The sequence below is a fragment of the Clostridium sp. AUH-JLR23 genome (genome assembly GCF_964238065.1).
Classification (GTDB): domain Bacteria; phylum Bacillota_I; class Bacilli_A; order Erysipelotrichales; family Coprobacillaceae; genus Allocoprobacillus; species Allocoprobacillus merdigallinarum.
Genome location: NZ_CAXSKY010000004.1, coordinates 23,842 through 43,781, shown reverse-complemented (window position 1 = coordinate 43,781; position 19,940 = coordinate 23,842). Strand labels below are relative to the sequence as shown.

19 protein-coding genes are annotated in these 19,940 nt (G+C 32.3%); 12 read left to right on the top strand and 7 right to left on the bottom strand.

The genetic code is table 11. The features are described 5' to 3' along the window. Positions 1-63 precede the first annotated feature (63 nt). The 3 genes from ACESR5_RS02975 (at position 64) to ACESR5_RS02965 (ending at position 3,346) form a co-directional block, all read left to right on the top strand. Entirely contained in the window at positions 64-906 is an 843-nt protein-coding gene (locus ACESR5_RS02975; protein ID WP_373154149.1) for an HAD family hydrolase, read from the top strand. 135 nt (positions 907-1,041) lie between these two features. Beyond that, positions 1,042-1,809 (top strand): ParB/RepB/Spo0J family partition protein, encoded by a 768-nt coding sequence (locus ACESR5_RS02970; RefSeq protein WP_087244902.1) that lies wholly within the window; start codon positions 1,042-1,044, stop codon positions 1,807-1,809. Positions 1,810-2,026: 217 nt separating this feature from the next. Continuing rightward, positions 2,027-3,346, top strand: a complete 1,320-nt coding sequence (locus ACESR5_RS02965) for an MATE family efflux transporter (protein ID WP_373154148.1) — start codon at positions 2,027-2,029, stop codon at positions 3,344-3,346. Between the two features lie 84 nt (positions 3,347-3,430). Here the strand turns inward: ACESR5_RS02965 and ACESR5_RS02960 are convergent, their stop codons facing one another. After that, complete coding sequence (locus ACESR5_RS02960; protein ID WP_087297924.1) at positions 3,431-4,462, bottom strand: lactonase family protein; 1,032 nt, start codon at positions 4,460-4,462, stop codon at positions 3,431-3,433. Between the two features lie 163 nt (positions 4,463-4,625). Here ACESR5_RS02960 and ACESR5_RS02955 point away from each other — a divergent pair, with 163 nt between their 5' ends. The 4 genes from ACESR5_RS02955 to ACESR5_RS02940 all read left to right on the top strand — a co-directional run bounded on the left by ACESR5_RS02955 (position 4,626) and on the right by ACESR5_RS02940 (position 7,645). Next, entirely contained in the window at positions 4,626-5,117 is a 492-nt protein-coding gene (locus ACESR5_RS02955) for an Lrp/AsnC family transcriptional regulator (protein WP_087244899.1), read from the top strand. Continuing rightward, positions 5,117-6,295 (top strand): aminotransferase class I/II-fold pyridoxal phosphate-dependent enzyme, encoded by a 1,179-nt coding sequence (locus ACESR5_RS02950; protein WP_087244898.1) that lies wholly within the window; start codon positions 5,117-5,119, stop codon positions 6,293-6,295. Before ACESR5_RS02955 ends, ACESR5_RS02950 begins: the two co-directional genes overlap by 1 nt. After that, positions 6,288-6,695, top strand: coding sequence for a PTS sugar transporter subunit IIB (locus tag ACESR5_RS02945; protein ID WP_087936529.1), 408 nt, complete (start codon positions 6,288-6,290; stop codon positions 6,693-6,695). Before ACESR5_RS02950 ends, ACESR5_RS02945 begins: the two co-directional genes overlap by 8 nt. Positions 6,696-6,790: 95 nt before the next feature. Further along, positions 6,791-7,645 carry an EamA family transporter gene (locus tag ACESR5_RS02940; RefSeq protein WP_373154147.1) on the top strand — a complete coding sequence of 285 codons (855 nt, stop codon included), beginning with the start codon at positions 6,791-6,793 and terminating at the stop codon, positions 7,643-7,645. 19 nt (positions 7,646-7,664) lie between these two features. Here the strand turns inward: ACESR5_RS02940 and ACESR5_RS02935 are convergent, their stop codons facing one another. From ACESR5_RS02935 to tgt, 3 genes are read right to left on the bottom strand one after another with little or no spacing between them, the layout of a single operon-like run. Beyond that, the gene (locus tag ACESR5_RS02935) at positions 7,665-8,315 is read right to left on the bottom strand and encodes an epoxyqueuosine reductase QueH (protein WP_087244895.1); all 651 of its coding nucleotides are present in this window, start codon (positions 8,313-8,315) and stop codon (positions 7,665-7,667) included. Then, positions 8,315-9,340 (bottom strand): tRNA preQ1(34) S-adenosylmethionine ribosyltransferase-isomerase QueA, encoded by a 1,026-nt coding sequence (queA, locus tag ACESR5_RS02930; RefSeq protein WP_087304721.1) that lies wholly within the window; start codon positions 9,338-9,340, stop codon positions 8,315-8,317. The genes ACESR5_RS02935 and queA overlap by 1 nt, the downstream gene beginning before the upstream one ends. Beyond that, positions 9,341-10,474, bottom strand: a complete 1,134-nt coding sequence (tgt, locus tag ACESR5_RS02925; RefSeq protein WP_087298262.1) for a tRNA guanosine(34) transglycosylase Tgt — start codon at positions 10,472-10,474, stop codon at positions 9,341-9,343. Between the two features lie 124 nt (positions 10,475-10,598). On the opposite strand from tgt, the gene ACESR5_RS02920 reads away from it, so the two are divergent. Both ACESR5_RS02920 and ACESR5_RS02915 read left to right on the top strand, forming a co-directional pair. Beyond that, positions 10,599-10,796 (top strand): DUF6199 family natural product biosynthesis protein, encoded by a 198-nt coding sequence (locus ACESR5_RS02920; RefSeq protein ID WP_087244892.1) that lies wholly within the window; start codon positions 10,599-10,601, stop codon positions 10,794-10,796. 478 nt (positions 10,797-11,274) lie between these two features. Beyond that, positions 11,275-12,183, top strand: coding sequence for a phosphatase PAP2 family protein (locus tag ACESR5_RS02915; RefSeq protein ID WP_373154146.1), 909 nt, complete (start codon positions 11,275-11,277; stop codon positions 12,181-12,183). Between the two features lie 19 nt (positions 12,184-12,202). Here ACESR5_RS02915 and ACESR5_RS02910 read toward each other — a convergent pair whose 3' ends face one another. After that, positions 12,203-13,144, bottom strand: coding sequence for a GTP-binding protein (locus tag ACESR5_RS02910; protein WP_087244891.1), 942 nt, complete (start codon positions 13,142-13,144; stop codon positions 12,203-12,205). Then, positions 13,144-14,256 carry a CobW family GTP-binding protein gene (locus ACESR5_RS02905; protein WP_373154145.1) on the bottom strand — a complete coding sequence of 371 codons (1,113 nt, stop codon included), beginning with the start codon at positions 14,254-14,256 and terminating at the stop codon, positions 13,144-13,146. The genes ACESR5_RS02910 and ACESR5_RS02905 overlap by 1 nt, the downstream gene beginning before the upstream one ends. Before the next feature lie 149 nt (positions 14,257-14,405). Here ACESR5_RS02905 and ACESR5_RS02900 point away from each other — a divergent pair, with 149 nt between their 5' ends. Genes ACESR5_RS02900 through ACESR5_RS02890 form a run of 3 tightly spaced genes read left to right on the top strand, consistent with a single transcriptional unit; the run spans position 14,406 to position 18,429 of the window. Then, a complete protein-coding gene (locus ACESR5_RS02900) occupies positions 14,406-14,834 on the top strand; it encodes a MarR family winged helix-turn-helix transcriptional regulator (protein WP_087244889.1) in 429 nt (142 codons plus the stop codon). A gap of 11 nt (positions 14,835-14,845) precedes the next feature. Further along, positions 14,846-16,570, top strand: coding sequence for an ABC transporter ATP-binding protein (locus ACESR5_RS02895; RefSeq protein ID WP_373154144.1), 1,725 nt, complete (start codon positions 14,846-14,848; stop codon positions 16,568-16,570). Further along, positions 16,570-18,429, top strand: a complete 1,860-nt coding sequence (locus ACESR5_RS02890; protein WP_373154142.1) for an ABC transporter ATP-binding protein — start codon at positions 16,570-16,572, stop codon at positions 18,427-18,429. Before ACESR5_RS02895 ends, ACESR5_RS02890 begins: the two co-directional genes overlap by 1 nt. Before the next feature lie 40 nt (positions 18,430-18,469). Here the strand turns inward: ACESR5_RS02890 and ACESR5_RS02885 are convergent, their stop codons facing one another. Then, a complete protein-coding gene (locus tag ACESR5_RS02885; RefSeq protein ID WP_373154141.1) occupies positions 18,470-19,843 on the bottom strand; it encodes a M17 family metallopeptidase in 1,374 nt (457 codons plus the stop codon). Between the last annotated feature and the right edge of the window lie 97 nt (positions 19,844-19,940).

The following is a 19,940-nucleotide window of genomic DNA, read 5'->3' as shown; positions in this document are numbered from 1 at the left end:
TTCATGCTGTTATTTTTTTGAAACATGTTATAATAAAAATAATAGTGGAAAAGGAGAGACAATATGAGCAAGATTATATTTTTAGATGTTGATGGAACATTAATTGATTATGAGGCAAAATTACCAGCTTCAGCTGCTCAGGCAGTTAATCAGGCACGTGCAAATGGACATAAAGTTTATATTTGTACAGGTTGTTCAAAAGCTGAAATTGAACAGAGAAACCTTTGTGAATTAGATGGTATGATTGGTGGGAATGGAGCTTATGTAGAAGATCATGGGCATGTTGTGATGCATCAGGGATTATCAAAGGAAGATGTCAAACATATTGTAGACTGGTGTAATGAAAGACATTTAGGATTTTATTTAGAAGCCAATAGTGGTATGTATTGTAATGATTATATGTTGGAACAGGGACCAGAAACAATGGTGAAATATGCACAGGGTAAAGGTGCAGATTTAACGAAAGCTAAAGAATCTTCAGAGAAGTTTATGGATGGTTTTATTCATTTGCAGGGAGAAGATTTATATCGAGATGATGTGAATAAAATTAGTTTTATTTTAAGTCGTTATCAAGATCATTTAGATTCTCAAAAAGAATTTCCTCATTTGATTGCGAATACATGGGGAGGTAAGGGAGAAGTGGCCTTGTATGGTGATTTAGGTCCAACTGGTATTACAAAAAGACATGCTATTGAAGTTTTATTGGATTATTTAGGTGCTGACCAAAAAGATACGATTTCTTTTGGAGATGCTAAAATTGATTTATCTATGTTTGAATGTTGTGATTATAATGTGGCTATGGGAAATGGTGGCGAAGAAATTAAAGCTGCTGCTGATTATATTACAACAGATGTTAATGATGATGGGTTATATAATGCTTTTCGTTATTTAAAATTAATTGATTAGGGATTGATGTTAAAATTATCAACAGAGACTCTTTATAAAGAGGTCTGTTGATAATTGTTTTTTTGTGTTATTGATTTCTTTTGTTTTTTGAATAAAAATGCTATAATAAGGAACGGATTATAAGGAGAGGATTTTGTGAAAGAGCCGAAATATAAATTTATAGATATACATAAAATTGAAGCTAATGAGCATCAGCCAAGAACACATTTTGAAAATGAAAAAATTCAGGAATTAGCTGTATCTATTCAACAAAATGGATTATTACAACCTATTGTGGTCAGACCTTATCATGGGAAGTATCAGATTGTTGTTGGGGAAAGACGTTATCGTGCATGTCTTTTGGCAGGTATAGAAGAAGTGCCATGTCTTGTTCAAAATTATGATGAACAACAGACTGCCACAGCTGCAATTGTTGAGAATATTCAACGAGAGAATTTATCAGCCATTGAAGAAGCATTAGCATATCAACAAATCTTAGATACACAAAATATAACACAGGAAGAATTAGCTCAAAAAGTTGGTAAAAAGCAATCAACTATTGCAAATAAGTTAAGGTTATTACAACTTCCGATGACTGTTCAAGAAGCAGTACGAAGAAAAGATATCACAGAAAGACATGCCAGAGCTTTATTAAAGTTAGATACAACAGCAAAACAAAATAATATGTTAAGAGAAATTATGGATAAGGGTTTAAATGTTGAACAGACAGAAGAAAAAATCAAAAAGAAAATTGAACCCAAAAAGCCAAAACCTAAAACAAAAAGTATTTCACAAAATTTAAAAATTGCTATGAATACATTAGATCAGGCTGCCATGATGGTACAGCAAGCAGGAGTGGAAACAACAGTAGATATTTCTGAAACAGATGAAGAAGTTGTTTATGTGATTAAGATGAAAAAATAATGAGATGTATTGATATATATTATCTCTTGTGATAGAATGCATAGCAGATATATGATTGTTTGCCGCCGGGTAAATTTTAAGCATTGGTTTCGTATCGATAGGCCATTGAAGATACGACAATCAGTGCTTTTCTTTTGTAAAGATAGAAAAGGTGACAAAAGTCAATAAAATGTTTAATATATCTATTCAATTGATAAAATGAAAGGATAAAGAAAACATGAAGAAATTAGAGAGTTTACAGGAATTTTTTAGGTATACATCTTTAAATGTGTTAGGTATGATTGGTTTATCGTGCTATATTTTAGCAGACACATTTTTTGTTTCTAAAGGACTTGGTACAGATGGATTGACAGCTTTAAATTTGGCTATTCCTATTTATAGTTTTATTCATGGAAGTGGCTTGATGATTGGTATGGGTGGTGGAACAAAATATTCCATATTAAAAAGCCAGGAACATCATCAAGATGCAAACAAGACATTCACTCATGCTGTTTTATTAGCTATATGTTTTGCGATTATTTTTGTTTTGATAGGTTTCTTATTTTCTGGAACAATTATTTCATTATTTGTTGAGCAGGGGAATGTTTTTGATATGTCAAAAACATATTTACAAGTGATATTATTGTTTGCGCCAGCTTTTTTAATGAATAATGTTTTTCTTTGTTTTGTACGTAATGATGGGGCACCACAGCTTTCCATGACTGCAATGCTAGGAGGAAGTTTTTCTAATATTGTTTTAGATTATATCTTTATTTTTCCTTGTCAAATGGGCATTTTTGGAGCTGTCTTTGCGACAGGATTAGCTCCTATTATCAGCATGTGCATTTTATCACCACATTTTTTCAAAAAGAAAAATCAATTTCATTTTATAAAAAGTACAATTTCATTAAAAACAATCACTGGTATTTTCTCAAGTGGTGTACCCTCTTTGGTTACAGAAGTTTCTTCTGGAATTGTCATGATTGTTTTTAATACCATTATTTTAAATCTTGAAGGGAATGTGAGTGTTGCTGCATATGGTGTTATTGCTAATTTATCATTAGTTGTCATGGCTATATATACTGGGATTGCTCAAGGTATACAGCCATTAATGAGTCGAGATTATGGCTTGAATCATTTAGATAACATTTATAGAGTATTGAAATATGCATTATTAACTATGTTAATAATTTCAGCTGTTATTTATACAACTGTTTTCTTTGGTGCATCTTCCATCACACAAATATTTAATAGTGAGAATAATGCAATGTTGCAGACAATTGCAGCACAAGGGTTGAAGTTATATTTCATTGCTTGTCCATTTGCTGGATTTAATATTATTTTATCAATGTATTTTACTTCTGTTGAACATCCTTTGCCTGCACATATTATTTCTTTATTAAGGGGATTTATCATTATCATTCCAATGGCTTTTCTCCTCTCCGCTATAGCAAAGATGAATGGTGTCTGGAGTGCATTTCCAGTGACTGAACTCATTGTGGCTGTTGTTGGACTGGGATGCTTTGAATGGTTAAAACATCATCATTATAGTGAATAAATAAAACACTATGTTTGAATAAACCTGATTGCTTGGTTAACAAATATAGTGTTTTTTTTAATGAATCAAAGTGATATGCAGAGTCTATTCAAAAGCTACACAAACAGGTTCAGGTATTTCAATTGAAGAGTCACTTAAAACAAGTTCTTCTGTATCTTCATTGAATGTCATCACCTGTAACAGATTGCTGCCTTGACAAGCAATAATTAAATAACGATCATCAACAATTTGGAAATCTCGAGGATCTTTTTTTGTATGAACCATATAGAGTAAAGAAATTTTACCACTTTCTTTATTGACGCGGTACATAGCTATACTGTCATGCCCTCTATTTGATACAAAAAGATGATTTCCACTATGACTTAAGCGAATAGCAGCAGCACTTGAAAAACCTTTAAAATGTCTTGGTATACAGTGAATAGCCTGTATTAATTGGAAATGGCCCTGATAATATTTAAAGACCATAATATTATTAGCAATCTCATTGACAAGATAGGCAAAACGACCATCATGAGAAAAAATCATATGACGTGGACCAGAACCAGGAACAATATTTAAAGTATAATGAGGATCTTCTAATAAAACACCTTGAGAGTAACGATACATAACGACTTTATCAGCACCTAAATCAACAGAATAAACAAATTCCTGATCAGGAGTGATGCCAACATAATGCGCATGTGGACCTGTTTGGCGTTTTAAAAGATCGGGACCTAAACCGACATGATGAACTGCACAAATTTTTTGAGTAATAATACTATTTTCTAATTGGTAAGAAGCAGTTGCGCCAACATGATAATTTGCCGCAAAAAGATAGCGATTATTTTGATCAACGCATAAATGTGTATAAGAACGACCGCTGGAATGATAATTATTATTTAAAATCAGTTCATCTTTATAGATTGAAAAACTTCCTAATCCCCCTCCATAACTATGAGAATTGGCATTTTTATAAGCGACATATAAAGTGTGATCATTACATATCATATAAGAAGGGTAGTCTTGAGTTTCGATTTGTTGAATACGTTTCATTTCTAATGTTTTTTCATCAAATTTCATGATATAAATACCTTTATCATGATGTTTTCCATAACTTGATACATAAAAGATTTTCATGTTAAAGCTCCTTTCGCTATATAAAATATTTTATCATAATATTTTATGAAATGAATAAAAAAAGGTATAAAAACATAGAAATAATAAAAAGAAAATTATAAAATTCTTTCATAATACACAAAAGTGTAATACAATAGATACTATATTGAAGGAGGAAGCGAATATGGAAGAGAAGTTAATGTTAAGTTTATTACAAAAAAATGCGAGGATGAAGATTACTGATTTAGCGGCCGCCTTAGATGAATCTAAAGATAATGTCATTCAAAAATTAACGGAATTAGAACAGAAGAAAGTGATCTGTGGTTATCATACAATTGTCAACTGGGATTTAACAAATACAGAAATTGTAACAGCATTGATTCAAGTCAATGCAAGTCCAGAAAGAGAATATGGCTATGATCGTATTGCGAGTCATATTTATAAATTTGATGAAGTTGATACAATGTATTTATTGAGTGGAAGTTTTGAATTTGTATGTATTGTTAAAGGAAAGACAATGCAGGAAGTTGCTCATTTTGTGGCTAGTAAACTGGCATGTGTAGATGGAGTGACAGGAACATCAACTTATTTTGTATTAAAACAATACAAAAATAATGGTGTTGTTTTAATTGAAGATGAAGATGGAAAAAATGATAGATTGGTGGTGACTCCATAATGGATTATAATGATATTTTAAGTGATAGAGTCAAAACAATTAAACCAAGTGGAATTAGAAAATTCTTTGATTTAGCTTCACAAATGGAAGATGTCATATCTTTAGGAGTTGGGGAACCGGATTTTACAACACCTTGGGCTATTCGAGAAGCTGCGATTTATTCCATTGAAAAAGGAAGAACATTTTATACAGCTAATCAGGGATTACAGGAATTAAGAGAAGAAATCTGTCGATATTATCGTGATCGTTTTCATGTGGATTATAATGCCAAAGAGAACTGTATTGTGACTGTTGGGGGATCAGAGGGTATTGATATTGCGATTCGTGCTATATTAAATCCTGGAGAAGAAATGATTGTTTTGGATCCTGGATATGTAGCTTATACACCTGGTGTTGAGCTTGCAGGAGGGGTTCCTGTCACAATTAATTTACGTCAGGAAGATGAGTTTAAATTAACACCAGAGCTTTTAAAAGCTGCGATTACACCCAAAACAAAAGCATTATTGATTAATTATCCATCAAATCCAACCGGTGGATTTATGACAAAGAGTGATTATGAAAAGATTGTTCCTATTATTAAGGAATCAGGTCTTATCGTGATTTCTGATGAAATTTATGCAGAATTGAGTTATGAAGAAGAATTTTGTTCAATTGCTTCATTTGATGAAATCAAAGATCAGGTGATTGTTGTGAGTGGTTTTTCTAAAGCCTTTGCGATGACTGGATGGCGTTTGGGTTATGTTCTCGCTAATTCTGTATTTACAAAAGCTATGAATAAAATTCATCAATATATCATCATGTCTGCTCCTTCAGCTGCCCAATATGGAGCTATTGAAGGATTAAGACATTGTTATGATGAAGTCTTGAAAATGCGAGATTCTTATAAGGCTAGACGAAACTTTTTAGTGAAAACATTTAATGATATGGGACTGGAAACATTTAAACCTCAAGGCGCTTTCTATGTTTTTCCATGTATTCGTTCAACTGGACTCACATCTGATGAATTCTGTGAAAAACTGTTAGAAGATCAAAAAGTAGCTTGTGTTCCAGGAACTGCTTTTGGACCAGCAGGAGAAGGATTTATCCGTGTTTCTTATGCTTACAGTCTTGAAGAATTAAAGATTGCAACTCAAAAAATAAAAATCTTTGTAGAGAAATGTAAGGCAACACATGATTAGAGTCTTATTATGCTGTGGTGGTGGCTTTTCATCAAGTTATGTCGCTGAAAGAATGAAAAAGGAGATTATTGCCAAGAACTTATCGAATCAACTTGAAATGGAGTTTTCTCCTTTTTCTCTTGTTTTAGAAAAGATAGATAACTTTGATATTATTATTTGTTGTCCACACCTTAATATTTATGTGAAACAGTTACTTGAAAAGACTGATGTTCAAGTCCCTATTTATATTTTACCACCAAGAATGTATGGAAATATGGAGATTGAAGAAATCTATCAGGATGTTATAGATTTGCTGGAGATTTATCAGCAGACACATATGAATCCTGTTCATTTTCCTGGTGAGGAAAATGTATTAAAAATAACAAGACAAAAAGCCTATAAACATGTTTATCAAAAGTAAGAACGTTGATTCTTGCTTTTTTTATAATGAAAATCGTTATAAAATAGAGTTATGAGAATGAAGAAAGAAGAAATACCAGAAAAGAGGTCAAAGAGATGTGGATTTTATATGCATTTGGTTCAGCATTTTTTGCAGGAATAACGGCTGTTTTAGCAAAATGTGGTATACATGATACAAATTCACATGTAGCGACAGCTCTCAGAACAATTGTTGTTTTGATTTTTTCATGGATTATGGTTTTTATTGTAGGTTCTTTTCATGAAATAGCGAACTTATCTTATCAGACAATACTTTTTTTGGTGTTATCAGGTCTTTCGACAGGTGCATCCTGGTTATGTTATTTTAGAGCTTTACAATTAGGGAATATTAATAAAGTGGCTGCAATAGATAAGACAAGTGTTGTTCTCACCGTGATTTTAAGTTTTATCTTATTTCATGAAACAGTCAATATTTATAAAATTATCGGGATGATCTTGATGATGACGGGAACTTTTTTGATGTTGGAGAAAAAGGAAACAAATCAAAAAGAAGACAATCATTGGTTGATCTATGCTGTGTTATCAGTTGTCTTTGCCAGTTTAACAACCATCTTAGGAAAGGTAGGAATCAGTCATATTGAAAGCAATTTAGGAACTGCCATTCGTACAAGTGTTGTCTTGGTGATGGCATGGGTTGTTGTGGTTGCGACAAATGCGCAAAATAGCGTTAAAGAAGTTCCTAAGCACGAATTGATTTATATTTTTTTATCAGGTATAGCGACTGGAACTTCATGGTTATGTTTTTATAGGGCATTGCAGATTGGGCCAGCCAGTCTTGTCACGCCGATTGATAAATTGAGTATCTTAGTCACGGTGCTTTTCTCTTATATTGTTTTTCATGAAAAACTGAATTTAAAATCTTTTATTGGATTAATGATGATTGTGGCAGGAACGCTTATTATGTTACTTTAATCACAAAAAACAGGATGCATTAGGCATCCTGCTTTTGTTCAACTTTATGTTCTTCTCTTTTTAACATTTCTTCATAACTGAACATACAGCCACAATAATTTTGGCGATACATTCCATATTCTTTAGTCATTTGTGTTGATTTTAAATAACCATTATTTTTCTTAAAATCAGCATATAAGAATTTGGGTGATTCACTTTGCCATTGATCTCCAATCTCATTAATCCATTGACTATTTTTATGTGGTGATACACTTAAAACAGTTGTCCAATAATCATAATGATTGATTTTTGCATAATCAAATGTTTTACGCATTCTCAAGCTATAACAAAGACGACATCTTATACTTCCTTCTGGATAATCTTTTAAAGGATAAAGATGAGAAATCCATTCACTATTATTATAAGGATCTTCAATGACTTGAATGTTTTGATTGAAATCATGATTAAATCTTTCAATAAAAGATAATAATTCATGGAAACGTCTTTGATATTCATCAGATGGATAAATGTTGGAATTGGAATAATAGATTGTGATTTCAAAATGTTCGCATAATTCTTTAATCACATTGCTAGAACATGGTCCACAACAGACATGAAGTAATAATGTTGGTTTCTGATTGCCAATTTTTTGAAGTTCTTCCTGTAATTTAAGATCATAATTGATTTTCATTATTGAATAAACATACAATCACCAAATGAGAAGAAACGATATTTTTCTTCCACAGCATGATGATAAGCTTTCATAATATAATCTTTATCAGCAAATGCACTCACAAGCATCACTAATGTTGATTTAGGAAGATGGAAATTGGTAATCAAAGCATCAATAGCTTCAAACTGATAACCTGGATAAATAAAGATATCAGTACTTTCCTGTGTAGCTTGAAATTTTCCATATTTTTTAAAGTTGGCTTCAAGTGTTCTTGTTGAAGTTGTTCCAACACTGATAATGCGTTGTCCATTGGCTTTGGCTTGATTAAGCTTTTGAGCAGTGTCTTCATCAATCATATAAAATTCACTATGCATATGATGTTCTAATACATCATCAACCTTCACTGGTCTAAAAGTTCCTAGACCTACATGTAAAGTGACATCTAGGATTTCAACACCTTTGTCTTGAGCTTTCTTTAAAATATCTTCAGTAAAATGTAAACCAGCGGTAGGTGCGGCGGCACTACCTTCGACTTTGGCATAAACAGTCTGATAACGATGAGGATCATCAAGCTTTTCCTTGATATAAGGAGGAAGTGGCATTGTGCCAAGATGATCTAAGACTTCATAGAAAATGCCTTCATACATCATTTGAAAATGACGAATACCTTCTTCTCCAATATGTACACATTTGGCTTTTAAAGAACCATCTCCAAAAGTAATGACAGTATCCATTTTCACAATACGTGCATTTCCCACAAGACATTCCCATACATCTTCACCTAAATCTTTAAGAAGCAAGACTTCAACATGACCACCAGTTTCTTCTTTTATTCCATAAAGTCTGGCAGGAATGACTTTTGTATTGTTTCTGACTAAAATATCCCCAGCATGTAGATAGTCTAAAATATCATAAAAATGCTTGTCTTCAATCGTTTTTGTTTTTCTATCTAAGACCATTAAACGTGAAGTATCTCTTTTTTGTAGAGGAGTTTGCGCAATCAATTCCTCTGGTAAATCATAATCAAATTCACTAATTTTCATTTAAAACGCCCTTTCATAAACATCTCTACCATAACTATTTAAAAATTCTTCTTTAAAATCTAATAAACGATCTTCCTGAATGGCTTTTCTTATATCTTCACTTAATTGAAGTAAGAAAGCAACATTATGAATAGATAATAAACTTTTTCCAAATAATTCATCACATTTATGTAAATGTCTTAAATAAGCACGTGTATAGTTTTGACATGTATAACAATGACATTTGTCATCAATAGGCGTAAAATCATATTTATATTTTTCATTATTAATATTCATACGTCCATGATGTGTCATTAATGCTCCATGTCTTGCAACTCTTGTTGGTAAAACACAGTCAAACATATCAATACCACGAATAGCACCTTCAATTAAATCAATAGGATTCCCAACACCCATTAAGTAACGTGGTTTATCCTGAGGGAGCCATTTCACTGCATCATCAATCATTTTATACATGACATCCTTAGGTTCACCAACACTTGTTCCTCCTATAGAATAGCCAGGGAAATCCATTTTCACTAATTCTTTAGCTGACAGTTCTCTTAAATCTTCAAATTCTCCACCTTGTACAATCCCAAATAAAGCCTGATCTTTTCTTTTATGAGCATCTTTACCACGTTTTGCCCAACGCAGAGTTCTTTCCACACTTTTTTTCATATATTCATGTGTTGAAGGATATGGAGCGCATTCATCAAAGCTCATGATAATATCAGCACCTAAATCATTTTGAATTTGAATAGATTTTTCAGGAGATAAAAATAATTTCTTTCCATCAACAATACTTTTAAAAGTCACGCCTTCTTCTTCAATCTTTCTTGTCTTTCCTAAAGAGAAGACTTGAAAACCACCACTATCAGTTAAAATAGGACCATCATAATTCATAAATTTATGTAATCCGCCAGCCATTTTAACAACATCTTCACCAGGTCTTAACCATAAATGATAAGTGTTTGCTAAAATGACTTGAGAATGCATTTCTTTTAATTGTTCTGGAGAAATACCTTTCACTGTAGCAAGTGTTCCTACTGGCATAAACATAGGTGTTTCAACATCGCCATGTGGTGTATGTAAAATCCCATATCTTGCACCAGATTGTTTACAAACATGTTTTAATTCATACCAAAAACCTTCCATTTTTTCACCTCTTTTTTAGCATACTCATTATACATGAAAGGATGTATAAGTTCAAATTTTATTGATTGAAATTCTATGAAAAAGAAAAGAGTATGTTAAAATAAAGATAAGGGATGTGACTGTTATGGAGTATGTTTGGATAGTGGTATTGTTGTTATTGGGGATTGCTATGGTAGGAAGACCTGATCTGTTATGGAAAATAGAACATTTCTGGGATGTGAAGAACGGAGAACCTTCAGAGTTGTATATCGCTTTGATGCGTGTTATGGGAACGTTTTGTATTATTGGTTCTATTATATTTTTAATTGCTCTTTTTATTTAAAATCATTCGATCATCTATATGTCAATATAATATGACTAAATCTAGATTTAGTAAATCGTGATTTAGTATAAATGGTTCATGAGATATATGTATTGAATTTATGATAGTTTTACAAAAGAAAAGGATAGTATCAGAAGTTTAGAAAACTGAAAATATGAAGCTTTATGAACTCAATAATATAGTCAATATTGATTTGGAAAGTAGCCATAAATAGGTGGCTTTTTGTTTATGATCAGCTTTGTTGGTATTTTGGATTACCATTACACATAAAAGGGTGTATAAGTTTAAATTTTATCAATATTCATCCATAAACATATCAATAAAAAGTAATATTTTCATATTGTTTGTTATAATATACATAAAATGATTCATATTATGTTTATCAATTTCAGATATAGTTTATAAAGTGTAAGTTTAAATGTTAAAAAAGATAGAGTTGTATTTTTTATAATATTATCAAATAAAGGGTTGAGAAAATATGGATATACAAATATATAAGAAGAAGTATTGCATAGTTATAGGTGTTATTTTACTTGTTTTAATGGGGATAGGTTCTATTTGGGATTATCAGATTTCACAGTTTTTTTATAATTCGTCTAATATTTTTGGTGTTTTTTTGGCTGGCTATGGTCAAATACCTGCCTTGTTATGTATGGCTGCAATTGGAACATTATTATTACATATGATAGATAAGGATAAGAAAATAAAGACGATGCTATATTGTTGTTTGTCACTACTTTTTAATTTTATTGCTGTTATAGGGATCACAATAGGAGCTTTATTATATATTTCTAGAATGACAACATTATTAAGCTTAGTGATAGCTATTGGCATTGTAGGAATTGTTGATGTATTGATTTATCGACTTAGTAGCCATGCATCTCAGGATACAATAAAAAAGATAGTGATTTTTATTTTATTAATAGTTTTAATTGAAGTTTTTGTTGTTAATATTGTGAAAATGACATGGGAACGCCCCCGTATGCGAATGATTCGTAGTCGTCATGATGTCAGTTTTCAGCCTTGGTGGGTTATAGGAAATACAATGAAAGATCAGCTGATGGCTTTAGGTGTAGCAGGTGAAGAATTTAAATCCTTTCCATCTGGACATACAGCGAATGCGGCTTGTGCGATGTTGTTATGTGTATTGCCTTTACTTAATAGAAAATTAAAAGGAAAAGAAAATTTATTATTTTTTATAGGGGTTTGCTTTACTTTTTTGGTTGCATTATCAAGAATCATTATGAGAGCTCATTTTTTAACAGATGTTGTGACTGGAATGGCAATAAGTCTTGTGATACAAATGATTATGGCTCGAGTCATATTCAAAAATTATAGCAAGGATAAGGTTGATTGTAATGGTGACATAGGAATAAGATATAAATAAAAAAGAGGATATGCATCCTCTAATCAAAAGTGACATATTCATTTTTTAATGGTGGAATGACTTTTAAGTCATCCACTTTTAATAAACAGAAATTTCCGTTGATATCTGGATCATACTGGACATCAATTGTACCAGTGACTTCAACCCATTCATTAGGAATCAGTTGTTTAGCAGCAGGATGTTCACAGACCATACCAATTAAAGACGTATCTTCTTCACAACAAACCATAGCTAAACGTCCTAATACAAAGCCATCTTCTAATTGTTTATCACGACCGATGAATTTTCCTCTGAGAGTGACTTTCTTATGATCATATTTATCGGGGTGATCTAGGGCATCCATGCAGAAAAGACCAAAATCATGGTCTAAAACATTGATATAATCCTGTTGAATATCAAATGGTAATTCATCATCTTCTAGAGTGTTGACAGTGCCATCTTCTTTTTCATAAATAATCTGACATGTAGAATTAATGGCTTTAATATTATTTCTTAAGAATGATTTTTTAATAGAATTATCAATTCTATTAAAAATCAACAAATCACTATGAACAACATGTTGATATAATAAAGAACGCATGTTTTGAATATACAAAGCAAAAGTCTTGGCATTGATAGTTGTTAAAACTTGGACAACGTCCCATCCTTCAGGTTTTTCACATTCAATAAGATGATCAACATTAAACATTCCATTCACTTCCATGAGGACTTGAGTTGGATGATATTTGTTTTTAAGTTCGGTTAAAAATTCAAGATTGAATTCATCTTCTTTATGAATATAAACCAAATCACAATTGAATGATTCAATATCTTCCTGATTATATTCTTTTTCACCTTGTTCACTGATAATTAATAAAGTTTTTTCATTATTACAGAAATCTGTTGTTGTAATGGTATCAATAATAAATGAAGATTTTCCGCTATCTAAAAACCCTGTAAATAAATAGATTCTTGTATTCATTATTCTACTCCAAATAATTCATAAATTTTGTCTTCTAATAAATCTTTACCAATGACACAGATACGACCAGTGTAATCAGCACTACCAAAACGAATTTCATATTCTCCAGGTACTAAATCAAAGTGTAACCATTTCTTATCTGGTGTAGGTAAAATACCTTTCGCACGCAAGATATCTCCATATTCATGAGATGAAGATAAAGTCTGAAGAATTTGATTTAACTGTTCCTGTGTATAAGTATGAATTGTTTCTTTTCCTAAACTTGTAAAGACTTCATCAGCATGATGATGGTGGTGATGATGACCACATCCACATTCATGGTCATGATGATGTCCATGATGACATTCTTCGTTTTCGTGATGATGATGGTGACAACATTCATGATGTTCATCATGATGATGACAATGTTCACCATGTTCATGATGATGTTCGTGATGGTGGCAATGTTCACCGTGTTCGTGATGATGACCACATTCTGGACAAATATCTGCTTCTTTCATTAAGATGTCCTGTAAAGAATTTTCATTTTCCATTGTCTGTAAAATTGTTTCACCACTTAATTCATCCCAAGGTGTTGTGATAATAGAAGCTGTTGTATTCATAGATTTAATGATATCAATAGCTTCCTGAATCTTATCTTGTGGTACATCTTGGGTACGACTTAAAATAATGGTAGAAGCATATTCAATCTGATTATTAAAGAATTCTCCAAAGTTTAGTGAATATGTTTTGCACTTTTTCACATCAATAACACTACAGAAACTATTCAATTGAAGTTCATCACTATGAACATCCCTAACAGCTTTAATGACATCAGAAAGTTTACCAACTCCAGATGGTTCAATGATAATACGATCAGGATGATACTTAGCTACGACTTGTTTTAAAGCTTCACTAAAATCACCAACTAATGAACAACAAATGCATCCAGAGTTCATTTCTGTAATTTCAATTCCAGCTTCTTTTAAGAAGCTTCCATCTATACCAATTTCACCAAATTCATTTTCAATTAAAACAACTTTTTCATTTCCTAAACAATCCTGAATAAGTTTTTTGATTAATGTTGTTTTCCCAGCTCCTAAAAAACCAGAAATAATATCTACTTTACTCATTTATTCGACCTTCTTTCTTTTTTGTATTATAGCACTCGTATTTTTAACAAGCAAATGAAATAACATACAATTCTCTTGATAAAAAGATTGAATAAGACTATAATTGTTAGTGTACTAATAATTAGTATGCTAACGAAAGGAGGAAAATCATGAAAACACCTTTTTATATGTTAGTTTTTAAAGCTTTTCATGCGCAAAGACAAAAGAATCGAATGAATATGAATGCTTTTCGTTTATCACCTGGTCAACCGAAAGTATTACGATATATTCAAAATCATAAGGATTGTAAATTAAAAGATATCGCAAAAGAATGTGATATTGAAAGTGCTACAGTAAGTAAGATTCTTGATAACTTAGAAGAAAAAGGCATGATTACAAAAGCTATAAATCCTCAAAATAAACGTGCTTATCAACTGAATTTAACAGTTGAAGGAGAAAAGGCTTTAGAAAAATGGGACGAACATTGTTTAGAAATAGAACAAATTTCTTTAAAAGGATTCAGTGAAAAAGAGAAGCAACAGTTTCAAGAATATTTATCTCGTATGTATACCAATTTAACAGGAAAAGAGATTTTATAGGAGGGGAAAATATGATTAAACGCTTATGGCCATATGCAAAAAAATATCAACGTTATTTTTTACTGGCATGTGCCTGTATTATTGGAGAAACAGTTTTTGAACTTGTGATACCTGTATTGATGGCTAATATTATTGATGTAGGTGTAGCCAATAAAGATACAAAATATATTGTCATACAAGGCATACTGATGATTGTTTGTGCCTGCATTGCTTATGTTTTAGGAGTCTTATATGCTCGTTTTGCAGCTACGGCAGGACAAGGATTTGGAGCCGAATTGAGAAAAGATGAATTTGAAAAAGTTCAGAATTTTTCTTTTGCGAATACTGATCATTTTTCAACGTCGTCTTTAATTACCCGTTTAACAAGTGACGTTATTATCATTCAAAATGCGATATGTAATGGAATTAGACCATTAGTCAGAGCACCCTTTATGCTTTTGTTGGCATTATTTTTTACTTTTACTATTAATGCAAAATTAGCTCTTATATTTTTGGTTTCTACACCTATATTGGGGATTGGATTATTTGTCATCGTAAGAAAAGTTGGACCACTGTTTAAGTTTATGCAATCAAGTATGGATAATATTAATACAATTGTCCAGGAAAATTTAAATGCTATTCGTGTTGTTAAATCATATGTTAGAGAGGGGTATGAATCTGAAAAATTTGAAGGCATGAATGAAAATTTAAGAGAAAATAGTGAAAAAGCCTTTCGTACTTCAGTATGGAATATGCCATTATTTCAATATGTGATGTATCTGACGATTGTTTCTATTTTATTTTTTGGTGGACAGATGATTTTAGCTGGAACGATGAAAGTTGGAGAATTGACTGGTTTTTTAAGCTATGTCATGCAGATATTAAATGCATTGATGATGATTTCTAATGTCTTTTTAATGTTAACAAGATCTATTGCCAGTTGTGAACGTATTATTGAAGTGCTTGATGAAGTACCAGATATACACGATCCACAAAATACATCAGAAATTGTTGAAAATGGTACGATTGATTTTCACCATGTTTATTTTAAATATAAATCAACAGCTAAAGAATATGTCTTAACAGATATTGATTTACATATACCGGCAGGATCAACGATTGGTATTTTGGGAGGAACGGGTTCAGCGAAAACGAGCTTAGTACAGTTGATACCTAGACTTTATGATGTTAGTGAAGGAGAAGTCTTGGTTGATGGACGTAATGTGAAAAATTATTCTGTAGAACATTTAAGAGATAGTGTAGGAATGGTTTTACAAAAGAATACTTTGTTTAGTGGAACGATTAAAGAAAACTTGCTTTGGGGTAATAAAAATGCAAGTGATGAAGACATTGAATGGGCTTGTCACATTGCTTGTGTGGATGAATTTATAAAAAATTTCCCAGAAGGTTATCAAACTGATATGGGACAAGGTGGAGTCAATGTTTCAGGTGGTCAAAAACAAAGATTATGTATTGCCAGAGCATTATTAAAAAAACCAAAAGTTTTGATTTTAGATGATTCTACAAGTGCAGTAGATACGGCCACAGAAGCCAGTATTCGAGAAGGGTTGGCATCTTTAAAAGATACAACAAAAATCATTATTGCTCAACGTGTTTCGAGTGTTCAACATGCTGATCAGATTGTGATTTTAGAAGATGGACATATTCATGCAGTGGGAATGCATGATGAGTTGTTGGCACATGATCACATTTATCAGGATATTTATTATTCTCAATTGGAAGGAGCTGGTTTATAATGGCAAGACAAATTACAAATGCAAAACCTCAAGATATGATGAAAACATTAAACTCCTTTAAAAAGTATATTGGATATCATAAATATGCTTTAAGCAGTGTAGCTGTTTTAGTTATTATCAGTACAGGAATTAATCTTTGGGGAACATTTCAAATTCGTACGGTCATTAATCAATATTTAATGCCGGGAGATTATCAAGGATTGGTTCGTTTTATTATTTTTATGATTGTTGTCTATATGATTGGAGCGACTTCAACAGCCATTTATAAACAATTGATGGTGCATACGTCTCAAAAGATTGTTAAAGAAATGCGACAAGACTTATTTGATAAAACACAAAAATTACCTATTCAATATTTTGATAGTCATACACATGGAGAAGTAATGAGTCATTTTACAAATGATTTGGATACAGTTCAAGATGCTTTAAATAACTGTTTTGATAATTTAATTCAAAGCTTTATTATGATTGTAGGAACATTGATTTTAATTTTTGTATTAAGTTGGCAATTATCATTAATTGTTTTTGCCTGTATGTTGATTATGTATTTTATGATTCAATATTTAACCAAAAGAAGTAAACATTATTTCTCTAAACAACAGGCGGCATTAGGTGATTTGAATGGATTTATTGAAGAAATGGTTGATGGTGTCAAAGTTGTCAAAGTTTTTAATCATGAACAGGCTAATATTGAAGAATTTAATCGTCGTAATCGTATTTTACAGGAGGCTGCGACTAATGCATTGACTTATTCAGGAAGAACAATTCCTACAGTTGTTAGTATTTCCTATTTTAATTACGCTATTGTTGCTTGTGTTGGCGGATTTTTAACAATCGGTGGTATTATGGATTTAGGAAGTTTATCTTCATATCTGGTTTTTGTCAGACAGACTGCGCAACCAGTCAATCAATTTACACAACAATTGAATTTCATTTTAGCAGCTATGGCAGGGGCTGAAAGAATATTTGATATGATGTCAGAAAAACCAGAAATTGATGATGGTCAAGTTACATTAACAAGAGTGCATAAACATAAAGATGGTCATTTAAGTGAATGTCAGGAACATACAGGATATTGGGCATGGCGTCATCCTAGACCAGATGGAAGTATTGAGCTTGTCGAATTAAAGGGTGATGTGCGTTTCCATGATGTGGTGTTTGGCTATGAAGAAAATGTTCCAATCTTGAAAAATATTAATTTGTTTGCGAAACCGGGACAAAAAATTGCATTTGTTGGAAGTACAGGAGCAGGGAAAACAACCATTACAAATCTGATTAATCGTTTCTATGATATTCATAGTGGGAGTATTACTTATGATGGCATTGATGTCAAATTAATTAAAAAAGATGATTTAAGACATTCGATTTCTATTGTTTTACAGGATACGCATTTATTCACGGGAACAATTGCTGATAATATTCGTTATGGAAAACTGGATGCGACAATGGATGAAGTGATAGAAGCAGCAAAATTGGCTAATGCTCATAGTTTTATCAAACGTTTACCAAATGGTTATGAAACTATGTTGAGTGGGGATGGGGCTAATCTCTCACAAGGACAGCGTCAGTTACTAGCTATTGCCAGAGCTGCCATTGCCAATCCACCTGTTTTGATATTGGATGAAGCAACAAGTTCAATTGATACACGTACAGAAAAGTTGATTGAAAAAGGTATGGATCGTTTAATGGAAAATCGAACAGTTTTTGTGATTGCCCATAGATTATCGACAGTCAGAAATTCAGATGCGATTATGGTGTTAGATCATGGCCAAATTATTGAACGTGGTAGTCATGATGAATTGATTGCACAAAAAGGACGTTATTATCAATTATATACAGGACAATTTGAGTTAGAATAAAACCAATGAGACCATAAGCCTCATTGGTTTTTAAGTGTATTTATGATTTTAATAATTCAACAATACTTCTGATCATAGCACCAGTTGCGCCATCAGGCGTTTTAGCAGTAGCTGCAATATCTAAGTGAATCCATTTGTTTCCATCTTCCACGAATTCATTCAACAAGCAGGCTGCCCCGCTGGCTTCTCCACCAAAAGTCATAGGACCATTCTTGAAATCAGCGCTGTTGGATTGGAGTTTTTCAAGGTATTCTTCGTCCATTGGTAATCGCCATCCTTTTTCATCAGCTGCTTTCATAGCTTCTTCAAATTCTTGATAATAGACATCATCATTAGCGAAAACAGCAGTATAAACATCTCCCAAGGCTGGGCCAGTCAAAGTTCCTAAATCAATAAGATGACTAGCTCCTAGTCTTTGTGCATATGTAATGGCATCACATAAGATTAGTCGTCCTTCAGCATCTGTGCTTACGACCTCGACTGTCTTTCCTGATAGTGTTGTGATGACATCCTGTGGTTTATAGGCTTTTCCATTCACCAAATTCTCTGTCACTGGAATGATTCCATAAACATTTGTCTTAGCTTGGATACCAGCAAGAATCTTCATGATTCCTAAAACATCTGCTCCTCCACACATGTCATACTTCATGCCATAGCTGTTTGATTTCAGGTTGTATCCTCCTGAATCAAATGTAATTCCTTTTCCTATCACGGCTTTATGCGGTGCATTTCCATTATGCGTATACTTCAATACAATCATGTAGGCTGGTATATGACTTCCCTGATTGACGGACAGAATGCCTCCTGCTTTCATCTCTTCCAAGGCACTCTTGTTGAGTATTGTATATTCAATGTTATACGTCTTAGCCAGTTCGACAGCTTCTTTGACCATGTCTTCCGGTGTCATCAGATTGGATGGTGTATCGGCAAGTCTTCTGGCATAGTTGATGCCTTCTCCATAGATTCTTCCTGTTTCAATATCCTTTTCAACATATCCTGATGATACAATATCCAAATCAGTTATCATTTTCGCATCATGTCCAATCTTGCATTCCTGATACTGGGCAATGATATGTGATTCTACCCATATTCTGACAAAGGCATGCTTGTCAATACCTTCATCAAGATGATCAGTCATCAGCTGAACAGGTTCACTGATATTTTTTGAAATATTCAAAACTAACTTTCTAAGTTTGGCTGTAGTTAGTTCACTGACATCACCAAGACCAACAAAAAGAATATAAGGGAAATCATATTTTCCAAGTGTATAGACTTTTGTTGAATGATTGAAGTCTTTATTAATGATTGTGTTGATATCATATCCTAAGGTATCACATATATCATTCAAGACACTTTGATGGTGATAAATCGGATAAATCATTATTTTATTGTCTGGTTGTTTTAACTGTTTCATGAAACAATCCTCCTTATGATATATATTTTATCACTATTTCAAGTGAAATGATGATTTTTGTGAAAAAGGCTTATGAGATAGAATGTTCTATCTCATA

Coding starts and splice junctions, on each gene's coding strand:
- ACESR5_RS02975 (WP_373154149.1), top strand. CDS start 64: ATGAGCAAGATTATATTTTTAGATGTTGATGGAACATTAATTGATTAT.
- ACESR5_RS02965 (WP_373154148.1), top strand. CDS start 2,027: ATGAAGAAATTAGAGAGTTTACAGGAATTTTTTAGGTATACATCTTTA.
- ACESR5_RS02960 (WP_087297924.1), bottom strand. CDS start 4,462: ATGAAAATCTTTTATGTATCAAGTTATGGAAAACATCATGATAAAGGT.
- ACESR5_RS02955 (WP_087244899.1), top strand. CDS start 4,626: ATGGAAGAGAAGTTAATGTTAAGTTTATTACAAAAAAATGCGAGGATG.
- ACESR5_RS02950 (WP_087244898.1), top strand. CDS start 5,117: ATGGATTATAATGATATTTTAAGTGATAGAGTCAAAACAATTAAACCA.
- ACESR5_RS02945 (WP_087936529.1), top strand. CDS start 6,288: ATGATTAGAGTCTTATTATGCTGTGGTGGTGGCTTTTCATCAAGTTAT.
- ACESR5_RS02940 (WP_373154147.1), top strand. CDS start 6,791: ATGTGGATTTTATATGCATTTGGTTCAGCATTTTTTGCAGGAATAACG.
- ACESR5_RS02935 (WP_087244895.1), bottom strand. CDS start 8,315: ATGAAAATCAATTATGATCTTAAATTACAGGAAGAACTTCAAAAAATT.
- queA (WP_087304721.1), bottom strand. CDS start 9,340: ATGAAAATTAGTGAATTTGATTATGATTTACCAGAGGAATTGATTGCG.
- tgt (WP_087298262.1), bottom strand. CDS start 10,474: ATGGAAGGTTTTTGGTATGAATTAAAACATGTTTGTAAACAATCTGGT.
- ACESR5_RS02920 (WP_087244892.1), top strand. CDS start 10,599: ATGGAGTATGTTTGGATAGTGGTATTGTTGTTATTGGGGATTGCTATG.
- ACESR5_RS02915 (WP_373154146.1), top strand. CDS start 11,275: ATGGATATACAAATATATAAGAAGAAGTATTGCATAGTTATAGGTGTT.
- ACESR5_RS02910 (WP_087244891.1), bottom strand. CDS start 13,144: ATGAATACAAGAATCTATTTATTTACAGGGTTTTTAGATAGCGGAAAA.
- ACESR5_RS02905 (WP_373154145.1), bottom strand. CDS start 14,256: ATGAGTAAAGTAGATATTATTTCTGGTTTTTTAGGAGCTGGGAAAACA.
- ACESR5_RS02900 (WP_087244889.1), top strand. CDS start 14,406: ATGAAAACACCTTTTTATATGTTAGTTTTTAAAGCTTTTCATGCGCAA.
- ACESR5_RS02895 (WP_373154144.1), top strand. CDS start 14,846: ATGATTAAACGCTTATGGCCATATGCAAAAAAATATCAACGTTATTTT.
- ACESR5_RS02890 (WP_373154142.1), top strand. CDS start 16,570: ATGGCAAGACAAATTACAAATGCAAAACCTCAAGATATGATGAAAACA.
- ACESR5_RS02885 (WP_373154141.1), bottom strand. CDS start 19,843: ATGAAACAGTTAAAACAACCAGACAATAAAATAATGATTTATCCGATT.